The sequence below is a fragment of the Herbaspirillum sp. NPDC087042 genome, assembly GCF_044745245.1.
GTDB lineage: Bacteria > Pseudomonadota > Gammaproteobacteria > Burkholderiales > Burkholderiaceae_D > Herbaspirillum.
Genome location: NZ_JBIUZW010000029.1, coordinates 21578 through 30260, shown reverse-complemented (window position 1 = coordinate 30260; position 8683 = coordinate 21578). Strand labels below are relative to the sequence as shown.

The window sequence follows — 8683 nt, the reverse complement described above, 5'->3', positions numbered from 1 at the left end:
AAAAAGACGTAAAACTAGAAATACTTTTTACACACCAGTTCAGACTTGTTGAATATGCCTCAGTAGGATTTCTTGATGATCTCTTCCAGGGACAGGTTTTCGAATTCGGTACCCGGGATCAGGTTGTTCAGGTTGGTCACATAGGTCTGGTGGTGCTTGCCGTAGTGATATTCCAGGGTTTCCTTGGAAATCGTGGGCGCCAGCGCGTCCAGATCGTAAGGCAGTGCCGGAAGGGTATGTGCCATGATGAATCCTTTCAGTCTTGTTGGTTTGCTACAAAGGGGTCTGTTCCGAACCTGCGATTCTAAAGCGGAAGGCAATTCTTTGCACTCGATCAAATGCAGTGCTTGCCATGCCGGCTTTCGCATGCGCCACGGTAATGCGAATTGTTCCGTTTGGCGCGCGATCCGGCGCAGGCCGGCGAAATCCATAGATGCCAGCGGCGGCAAGTCGTTCCAGCTCATCCTGGCATGCGCAGCGTGCATGCCAGGGCGGCCATGGCCAGGTCCGGGCGTTAAAAGCTTATGAGAAAAAAGTCTGCCACAGCTGTCAATACCCCCGGGGGACCTCCGCTCAATCCAGTCGGGGCTGCACGCTGGCGATGCCGACCTCGGCGCTGCCCTGGGCCAGGCGGATGGTGATCTCGCTGCGCGCGGCCAGCTCGGCCGGACCGTGCAGCACCCGGCCCTGACGGTCGCTGACGATGGCGTAACCGCGTTCCAGCGTGCGCTGCGGGTTCAGCAGCTCCAGCTGGGTCTGCAGGCCGACCAGTGCCTGGCGCTGGCGCAGCTGCTGCGCGGCCTGTGCACCCTGCAGACGGCGCGCCAGGTCGCCCAGGTCGCGCCGGGCGTGGGTGGTGTCGGGCAATTGATGGCTCAGGTGGGTGGCCGCTTGCTGCAGGCGATGGCGCATGCGCGTCAATGGCACGCGGGTGGCGTGCGAGAGCCGGATGTGCAGCGCCGCCAGCTTGACCCGCTCGTGGGCGATGGTGGCGCCGGGATTGACCAGGCGGCGCGCCATCCAGTCCACCGTCTGGGCTTTGTCGGTGAGCGAGCGGCGCAGCGCGCGGGTGAGGTCGCCCGCATGGCCGCGCAGCTCGGCCAGCCAGTCTTCGCGGGCGGTCGCGGCCAGCTCGGCGGCGGCCGTCGGGGTGGGCGCGCGCAGGTCGGCGGCGAAGTCGGCGATGGTGAAATCGGTCTCGTGGCCCACGCCCGAGATGACCGGCATGCTGGCCTCGGCGATGGCGCGGGCCACCACTTCCTCGTTGAAGGACCACAGGTCTTCGATGCTGCCACCGCCCCGGCAGACCAGCAGGACCTCGCATTCGGCGCGGGCCGAGGCGGTCTGGATGGCTGCGGCGATGCGCTGGGCCGCGCCTTCGCCCTGCACCGGCGTGGGGTAGAGCACCACTTCCACATGCGGGGCACGGCGGCGCAAGGTGGTCAGCACGTCGCGCAGGGCGGCGGCCTGGGGACTGGTGACGATGCCGATGCGGCGCGGGAAGAGCGGCAGGGCGCGCTTGCGCTCGCGGGCGAACAGGCCTTCGCGCTCCAGTCTCTCCTTCAATTGCAGGAAGGCGGCGTAGAGGTCGCCCACGCCCGAGCGGCGGATCGCCTCGACGTTCAACTGGTAGTCGCCACGCGGGGCATAGAGGGTCACCAGGGTGCGCACCTCGACCTTGTCGCCCTCGCGCGGCATGAAGCCGGCGTACTGGGCGCGCCCCTTGAACATCACGGCGCGCACCTGGGCGCCCTCATCCTTGAGGTTGAAATACCAGTGGCCGGAGGCGGCGCGGGTGAAATTGGAAATCTCGCCCTTGACCCAGATCAACGGGAAATTGCGCTCCAGCATGCGCGCCACGGCCTGGTTCAGGCCGGAGACGGTCAGCATCGGCGGTCCGCCATCGGCGCCGGTGGCGGCGGGCTGGAGCGGACGGGCAGCAGGGAAAGGTGGGAACTTGTCGGCGGGCATGGGGCGTGGCGGGTCCAGGGGCGATACAATGCGGCATTGTAAAGCCAAGCCGGCAGTGCTTGCCGAGGCCGGCGCAACAGGCTACATTCTGCACCGCAGAAGAGGACGGCTGTCCAAGTGCCCGCCCTGGCCCCCGTCCTGCACCCCGGATCCACATCGCATTTCATTAGGAGTACGTTTTGCTCGCCATCATCCTCGCCGCCGGCTGGCCGATCTGGCCATTGCTGATCGCTTCCATCATCGGCCTGGCGCTGGTCATCGAAAGACTGGTCTACCTGCGCCGTACCCGCATCCTGCCGCCGGATCTGCTGGCCGAGGTGGTGCGCGTGTACCAGAGCGGACGCGTCAACGAGGATGTGATCGACAAGCTGGAACAGAATTCGCCGCTGGGCCAGGTGCTGGCCGCCGGCCTGCGCAACGTCGACGCGCCCCGCGAGGTGATGAAGGAAGCCATCGAGGAGGCCGGCCAGGGCGCCGCGCACCGCCTGGAACGCTTCCTGACTACGCTGGGGACGATAGCATCGCTGGCGCCACTGATGGGCCTGTTCGGCACCGTGGTGGGCATGATCGAGATCTTCGCCTCCCAGGATGCGGCCGGCACCAACCCGGCACAGCTGGCGCATGGCATCTCCATTGCGCTCTACAACACCGGTTTCGGCCTGGCCATCGCCATGCCGGCGCTGGTGTTCTACCGCCACTTCCGCGCACAGGTCGACGGTTTCGTGGTCGACATGGAGCAGCAGGCCGTGAAGTTCGTGGACATTGTGCACGACGTGCGCCGCTGAGCATCGCCGGAGCCGACCATGAATTTCCGCAAGGGACGCCCCCGTGAAGACCTGGAGATCAACCTGATCCCCTTCATCGACGTGCTGCTGGTGATCGTGATCTTCCTGATGGTGACCACCACCTACAGCAAGTTCACGGCGCTGCAGATCACGCTGCCCACGGCCGATGCCCAGAAGGCGCTGGAGCAGCCCTTCGAGCTCAACATCGCGGTCGACGCCAATGGCCGCTACGCCATCAACAACAAGCGCATCTCGGCGCGCGATGCCCAGGGCCTGTCCGACGAGATGCAGACCGTGGTCAAGGCCGGCGGTGGCAAGGGCGATCCGGTGGTCATCATCAATGCCGATGCGCTGGCGACCCACCAGACCGTGATCAACGTGCTGGAAGCGGCGCGCATGGCCGGCTATCCCAAGGTCACCTTTGCTGCACAGGCCAGCGGCAAGTAATTTTCATCTTATCCACACCGGCATCAGAATCATCATGGCCCAGGCTGAATCAAGGCCCACCGTCGAAGCCGTCCTCAACCGCGCCTGGCAAGGCCGCGGCCTGCTGGCCTGCGCGCTGTGGCCGCTGTCGCTGCTCTTCGGCGGCCTGGCCGGGCTGCGTCGCCTGCTCTTTGCGCTGGGCATCAAGCGCGCCCAGCGCTTGCCGGTGCCGGTGGTGGTGGTGGGCAATGTCTTCGTCGGTGGTACGGGCAAGACCCCGTTCTCGATCTGGCTGATCGAAGCCCTGCGTGCCGCCGGCTATACCCCGGGCGTGGTCTCGCGTGGCTACGGCGGTGGTGCCGGGGCGAGCCTGGAAGTCACGGCCGCCTCGATGGCGGCTCAGGTGGGGGACGAGCCGCTCCTGATCGCGCAGCGCACCGGCGTGCCGCTGGTGGTGGGGCGCCGTCGCGTGGAGGCCGGGCTGGCCCTGCTGGCGGCGCATCCCGAGGTTGATGTGATCGTCTCCGACGATGGCTTGCAGCATTACGCGCTGGCGCGCGACATCGAGATCGTGCTCTCGGACAGTCGTGGCGTGGGCAATGGCTGGCTGTTGCCGGCCGGTCCCCTGCGCGAGCCGGCGTCGCGGCGTCGTGATTTCTCGGTACTCAATGTCGGCAGTGGCGGCAGCGGTGATGCAGCCCCGGCCGGCGTGCATGCCATGCAGTTGCAGGCCGACGAAGCCGTGCAACTGGCGCCACCATCGGCCCGCCGTGCGCTGGCGACGATGGGCGAGGGCGGCCTGCGGCTGGCGGCGGTGGCCGGGATCGGCAACCCCGGGCGCTTCTTTGCCACGCTGCGCGGGGCCGGACTGGTGTTCAGCCCCCATCCCTTGCCCGACCATTACGACTTTGCCGGCAATCCCTTCGCCGGCCTTGCAGCCGATGTCATCCTGATCACGGAAAAGGATGCAGTAAAATGCAGGGCTATCGAGGCCATCCGAAACGACCCGCGTCTCTGGGTCGTGCCCGTATCAGCGCGCATCGATGGCGCGCTGGCTGAACAAATAGTGGAGAAACTCCGTGAACGCCCGACTGCTTGATATCCTGGTCTGCCCCATCTGCAAGGGTCCGCTGGACTATGACAAGAAAGCCCAGGAACTGATCTGCAAGGCAGACAAACTGGCCTATCCCATCCGCGATGGCATCCCCATCATGTGGGCCGATGAAGCGCGCGAACTGCACGCCGATCCGGCAGCACCGGCGGCCTGATCCGCTGGTCCTGCCTGTCCTGCTCCTGACCTTCCTGTTGCGCTTCCATCCATGACCTTCACCGTCATCATCCCGGCGCGCCTGGCCTCCACGCGCCTGCCCAACAAGCCCCTGGCCGACCTCGGCGGCAAGCCCATGATCGTGCGGGTGGCCGAGCGCGCAGCGCTCTCGGGTGCCGCCCGCATCATCGTGGCCACCGATCACCACGACATCCATGCCGCCTGCCAGCAGCATGGCGTGGAAGTGGCCATGACCCGTGCCGACCATCCCTCAGGCACCGACCGCATCGCCGAAGTGGCGGCCTCGCTGGACCTGGCCGATGACGCCGTGGTGGTCAACGTGCAGGGCGACGAACCGCTGATCGATCCCGGCCTGATCGCCGCGACCGCCGCGCACATCAAGGCCGGCGTGCCGATGGCGACTGCTGCCCATGCCATCGGGAGCGCCGCCGACGCCTTCAATCCCAATGTGGTCAAGGTGGTGCTCAACAAGGAAGGCTGCGCGATGTACTTCTCGCGCGCCACCATCCCCTGGCACCGCGACGCCTTCGCGCAGTCGCGCGAGGTGCTGCCTGATGCGCATGGTCCCGACCACGCCAACGAATACGTGCCGCTGCGCCATATCGGCCTGTATGCCTACAGCAACCGCTTCCTGCAGCTCTATCCGACGCTGGCACCCTCGCCACTGGAACGCATCGAGGCGCTGGAACAGTTGCGCGTGCTCTGGCATGGCCATGCCATCGCCGTGCACGTGAGCTCGCTGCTGCCCGAAGCCGGGGTCGATACCCCGGAGGATCTGTTGCGCGTGCGCAAGCATTTCGAGGCGCCGCCGGACAGTCCCCTGGTCAAGACCATCGCTTCCCTCTGATGCCCTGATGGCAGGCCGCATGATCCGGCGCAAAGCGCGCGGCGGTGGCCTGCTGTAAGTTTTATGTCAATCTTGCACGACACAATCAGGCATTGGAGACTGCTTAAAAATCAGGCGTTTGTCATGGTTCGGTAAGATTTTGTGGTAAGTTTCGTCCCAGAGCTGACGCAAACGGAGCGCAAACAAGCTGCATAACCGTCCAGATGGCAGGCATCCTCTGCCATCACGTCACACAAGAATTCAAGCATTCAAATTTCAGAAACCTCAATTTAGGAAACGATATGCGCCTCATCCTTCTAGGAGCGCCTGGTGCCGGTAAAGGCACGCAAGCCACTTTTATCAAGGAAAAATTCAACATTCCGCAAATCTCCACCGGCGACATGCTGCGCGCCGCCGTGGCTGCGGGGACTGAACTGGGCATCGCCGCCAAGAAGGTGATGGACGCAGGCGGACTGGTTTCTGACGACATCATCATCGGCCTGGTCAAGGATCGCCTGCAGCAGGCAGATTGCGCCAACGGCTACCTGTTCGACGGCTTCCCGCGGACCACCCGCCAGGCAGACGCCATGAAGGAAGCCGGCGTTGCCATCGACTACGTGCTGGAAATCGACGTGCCCGACAGCGCCATCGTCGAGCGCATGAGCGGCCGCCGCGTGCACCCGGGTTCGGGCCGCACCTACCACGTCAAGTTCAACCCGCCCAAGGTCGAGGGCAAGGACGACGCCACCGGCGAAGCGCTGATCCAGCGCGACGACGACAAGGAAGAGACCGTCAAGAAGCGCCTGACCGTCTACCACGACCAGACCGAAGTCCTGCTGGGCTACTACGGCAAGTGGGCCGAATCGGGCCAGCCGGGTGCGCCGAAGTATCGCAAGATCGCCGGCGTGGGTCCGGTCGAGGAAATCAGGGATCGTGCATTTGCCGCCCTGGCGGAGTAAAGTAAAGCGGACCTCGGTCCGCTTTTTTATTATTCTTTTGAATCGCGGCACAACGGGCGGATCGGCAGAAAACTAACAAAACAGCAGTGATCGCCGGCGCCACCCGCACGAGGGGGCGTCTGCGGCAGCCCCGGCAGGCACAAGAATTCCAATAAAAAGGGCGACGTAACTTGGCAGGCGCAGTATCGGCGGTGGCGCGTGGACAGCATGGTCCGGGCGGCGCGGCGGGTGTTCGTGATTGTTGATGAGTCGTGATAAAAAAAGGAGATAAAGATGGCACTTGCCTTATGGTTCGCCATGGCCTGCGGCGTCGTCGCGGTGATCTATGGACTCGTATCACGGAGCTGGATTCTCAAGCAGGACCCCGGCAACCCCCGCATGCAGGAAATCGCGCTGGCCATCCAGCAGGGCGCGGCGGCCTATCTGGCGCGCCAGTACCGCACCATCGCCATGGTGGGGGTGGTGCTGCTGATCGTGATCGCCCTCATTCCCGGACTGGGCTGGCTGACTGCCGTCGGTTTCCTCCTGGGCGCGGTGCTGTCGGGGGCCTGCGGCTTCATCGGCATGAATGTCTCGGTACGGGCCAATGTGCGTACCGCCCAGGCTGCCACGCGCGGCATGAACGAGGCGCTGGGCGTGGCTTTCCGCGGTGGGGCCATCACCGGCATGCTGGTGGTGGGGCTGGGCCTGCTGGGGGTGACGTTGTTCTTCTGGGCTTTGTTCGTCTACGGCCAGGGCCGGGCGGCCAGCCTGCATGACGCCATCCAGCCGCTGATCGGCCTGGCTTTCGGCGCCTCGCTCATCTCCATCTTCGCGCGTCTGGGCGGGGGCATCTTCACCAAGGGGGCAGACGTCGGCGCCGACCTGGTGGGCAAGGTCGAGGCGGGCATCCCCGAGGACGATCCGCGCAACCCGGCGGTGATCGCCGATAACGTCGGCGACAACGTGGGCGATTGCGCCGGCATGGCGGCCGACCTCTTCGAGACCTATGTGGTCACGCTGGTGGCGACCATGCTGCTGGGCAGCCTCATGCTGAAGGGCATGGAGACCCTGGCGGTGCTCTATCCGCTGGCGCTGGGCGGGGTATCGATCCTGGCCTCCATCGTGGGCTGCTCCATGGTCAAGGCACAACCGGGCAAGAAGATCATGTCGGCGCTCTACACCGGCCTGTGGTGGTCGGCGGCGCTGTCGCTGGTGGGCTTTGCCGTGGTCACCTGGCTGCTGCTGCCGCCCGAGCTGCGCGTGCCGCTGATGGGGGCGGCGGTGGTCGGCATCGCCCTGACCGGCCTGATGGTCTACATCACCGAGTACTACACCGGCACCGACTTCAAGCCGGTGCAGCACATCGCGCAGGCCTCCACGACCGGCCATGGCACCAATATCATCGCCGGGCTGGGCGTATCGATGAAGTCCACCGCCTATCCGGTGCTGGCGGTATGCGCGGCGATCCTGCTGTCGTACTGGCTGGCGGGGCTGTATGGCATCGCCATCGCGGCCACGGCCATGTTGTCGATGGCCGGTATCGTGGTGGCGCTCGATGCCTATGGCCCCATCACCGACAATGCCGGCGGCATTGCAGAGATGTCGGGCCTGCCGGATTCGGTGCGCGCCATCACCGATCCGCTCGATGCGGTGGGCAATACCACCAAGGCCGTCACCAAGGGCTATGCCATCGGCTCGGCCGGGCTGGCCGCGCTGGTGCTCTTTGCTGACTACACCCATGCGCTGGAATCGGTGGGCAAGAGCGCCAGCTTCGACCTCTCCAGTCCGGCGGTGATCATTGGTCTCTTCATCGGCGGCCTGATCCCCTACCTGTTCGGCGCCATGGCGATGGAGGCGGTGGGCCGCGCGGCCGGGGCGGTGGTGGTCGAGGTGCGGCGCCAGTTCAGCGAGATCAAGGGCATCATGGATGGCAGTGGCCGGCCGGAGTATGACCGTGCGGTCGACATGCTGACCTCGTCGGCCATCCGCGAGATGATCCTGCCCTCGCTGCTGCCGGTGATCGTGCCCATCCTGGTCGGGATGCTGCTGGGAGCCTCGGCCCTGGGTGGCATGCTCATGGGGACCATTGTCACGGGCCTGTTCGTGGCGATCTCGATGACCACCGGCGGTGGCGCCTGGGACAACGCCAAGAAATACATCGAAGATGGCCATCATGGCGGCAAGGGCTCGGATGCGCACAAGGCCGCCGTCACCGGCGACACCGTGGGCGATCCCTACAAGGACACGGCCGGCCCGGCGGTCAATCCACTGATCAAGATCATCAATATCGTGGCCCTGCTGCTGGTGCCGCTGCTGCCGGCCTTGCCCAACTGAATCTGGTCGTATCGATTCGTCGCTGCGCCGGCTGTTGTTGCCGGCGCAGCGAGGGTTCGGGGCGCATCGGGTAGCTAGCCCATGCCGCCCAAATAAGCGGCATTTACCCGCC

Annotated in this window: 8 protein-coding genes and 1 pseudogene; 7 read left to right on the top strand and 2 right to left on the bottom strand. The window is 65.2% G+C overall.

Annotated features, from left to right (window positions below; all coding sequences use genetic code 11):
* Window positions 1-65 precede the first annotated feature (65 nt).
* Together sodB and xseA are read right to left on the bottom strand one after the other, a co-directional pair.
* Window positions 66-245, bottom strand: a pseudogene (gene sodB / locus ACIPHN_RS24960) (superoxide dismutase [Fe]); the annotation flags it as partial.
* Window positions 246-573: 328 nt separating this feature from the next.
* The gene (gene xseA, locus ACIPHN_RS24955; RefSeq protein ID WP_400441650.1) at window positions 574-1971 is read right to left on the bottom strand and encodes an exodeoxyribonuclease VII large subunit; all 1398 of its coding nucleotides are present in this window, start codon (window positions 1969-1971) and stop codon (window positions 574-576) included.
* Window positions 1972-2150: 179 nt separating this feature from the next.
* On the opposite strand from xseA, the gene ACIPHN_RS24950 reads away from it, so the two are divergent.
* The 7 genes from ACIPHN_RS24950 to ACIPHN_RS24920 all read left to right on the top strand — a co-directional run bounded on the left by ACIPHN_RS24950 (window position 2151) and on the right by ACIPHN_RS24920 (window position 8571).
* Entirely contained in the window at window positions 2151-2756 is a 606-nt protein-coding gene (locus tag ACIPHN_RS24950) for a MotA/TolQ/ExbB proton channel family protein (RefSeq protein ID WP_400441647.1), read from the top strand.
* A gap of 18 nt (window positions 2757-2774) precedes the next feature.
* Complete coding sequence (locus ACIPHN_RS24945) at window positions 2775-3203, top strand: ExbD/TolR family protein (protein WP_400441644.1); 429 nt, start codon at window positions 2775-2777, stop codon at window positions 3201-3203.
* Window positions 3204-3237: 34 nt separating this feature from the next.
* The gene (gene lpxK / locus ACIPHN_RS24940) at window positions 3238-4281 is read left to right on the top strand and encodes a tetraacyldisaccharide 4'-kinase (RefSeq protein ID WP_400441641.1); all 1044 of its coding nucleotides are present in this window, start codon (window positions 3238-3240) and stop codon (window positions 4279-4281) included.
* Window positions 4262-4450 carry a Trm112 family protein gene (locus ACIPHN_RS24935; RefSeq protein ID WP_198981416.1) on the top strand — a complete coding sequence of 63 codons (189 nt, stop codon included), beginning with the start codon at window positions 4262-4264 and terminating at the stop codon, window positions 4448-4450. Before lpxK ends, ACIPHN_RS24935 begins: the two co-directional genes overlap by 20 nt.
* 51 nt (window positions 4451-4501) lie before the next feature.
* A complete protein-coding gene (kdsB, locus tag ACIPHN_RS24930) occupies window positions 4502-5317 on the top strand; it encodes a 3-deoxy-manno-octulosonate cytidylyltransferase (protein WP_400441637.1) in 816 nt (271 codons plus the stop codon).
* A gap of 281 nt (window positions 5318-5598) precedes the next feature.
* Window positions 5599-6255 carry an adenylate kinase gene (gene adk, locus ACIPHN_RS24925; RefSeq protein WP_400441635.1) on the top strand — a complete coding sequence of 219 codons (657 nt, stop codon included), beginning with the start codon at window positions 5599-5601 and terminating at the stop codon, window positions 6253-6255.
* 273 nt (window positions 6256-6528) lie between these two features.
* Window positions 6529-8571 carry a sodium-translocating pyrophosphatase gene (locus tag ACIPHN_RS24920; RefSeq protein ID WP_400441632.1) on the top strand — a complete coding sequence of 681 codons (2043 nt, stop codon included), beginning with the start codon at window positions 6529-6531 and terminating at the stop codon, window positions 8569-8571.
* Window positions 8572-8683 lie beyond the last annotated feature (112 nt).